This is a genomic window from Streptomyces griseoloalbus (assembly GCA_014650015.1).
GTDB classification, from domain to species: Bacteria; Actinomycetota; Actinomycetes; order Streptomycetales; family Streptomycetaceae; genus Streptomyces; species Streptomyces griseoloalbus.
Genome location: BMUD01000078.1, coordinates 1 through 1184 on the forward strand (window position 1 = coordinate 1; position 1184 = coordinate 1184).

The 1184-nt window shown below is 69.6% G+C and carries 1 protein-coding gene; it reads right to left on the reverse strand.

The genetic code is table 11. The features are described from left to right. On the reverse strand, nt 1-1184 hold a 1184-nt coding region (locus IE178_RS35025; protein WP_438874442.1), incomplete at both ends, for a maltotransferase domain-containing protein.

Genomic DNA, 1184 nt, shown 5'->3' on the forward strand with positions numbered 1-1184 from the left:
CTCCCGCCGGATGGTGTTGAGCCGGGTGATGAGGGGGGCGATGGTGCGGCCCTCGCGTTCGGCGGTCTCCCAGTCGCGGGGTTTGAGCTGGTATTTCTCCGAGTCGAGGTATTCCTCGCCGCCCTCGCGCAGCGGGGTGTTCTCGCAGAGTTCGTAGCCGCTGTAGATGCCCCAGGCGGGGGAGAGGGTGGCGGCGAGGACGGCGCGGACCTCGAAGGCGGGACGGCCGCCGGTCTGGAGGTATTCGGGCAGGATGTCGGGGGTGTTGGCGAAGAAGTTGGGCCGCATGTAGGAGGCGGCCTCGCCCGACAGTTCGGTGAGGTAGTCCGTCAGTTCCTGCTTGGTGGTGCGCCAGGTGAAGTAGGTGTAGGACTGCTGGAAGCCGATCTGGGCGAGGGTGTGCATCATCGCCGGGCGGGTGAACGCCTCGGCCAGGAAGATCACATCGGGGTCGGTGTGGTTGATCTGCCCGATCACCCGTTCCCAGAACACCACCGGTTTGGTGTGCGGGTTGTCGACCCGGAAGATCCGCACGCCGTGGTCCATCCAGTGCCGCAGGACGCGTACGGTCTCGGCGATCAGGCCGTCGAGGTCGGCGTCGAAGGCGATGGGGTAGATGTCCTGGTACTTCTTGGGCGGGTTCTCCGCGTAGGCGATCGACCCGTCCGGGCGGTGGTGGAACCACTCGGGGTGCTTGTGCACCCAGGGGTGGTCGGGGGAGCACTGCAGCGCGAAGTCGAGGGCCACTTCCAGGCCCAGCTCGCCGGCCCGGGCCACGAACCGGGTGAAGTCGGCCAGGGTGCCCAGCTGTGGGTGGACGGCGTCGTGGCCGCCTTCGGGGGAGCCGATCGCCCAGGGCACGCCGACGTCGTCCGGGCCGGCGTCGAGGGTGTTGTTCGGGCCCTTGCGGAAGGTGGTGCCGATGGGGTGGATGGGCGGGAGGTAGACGACGTCGAAGCCCATCGCGGCGATCGCGGGGAGCCGTCGGGCGGCGCTGTCGAAGGTGCCGTGGGGCTGCTCGGGGGTGCCCTCGGAGCGGGGGAAGAACTCGTACCAGGAGCCGAACAGGGCCCGTTCGCGTTCCACCAGCAGGGGCAGGGGCTCGCTGCTGGTGACCAGCTCCCGCAGCGGATGCCGGGCCAGCACCGCGTCCACCTCCGGCGTCAACGCCGCCGCCAGCCGGG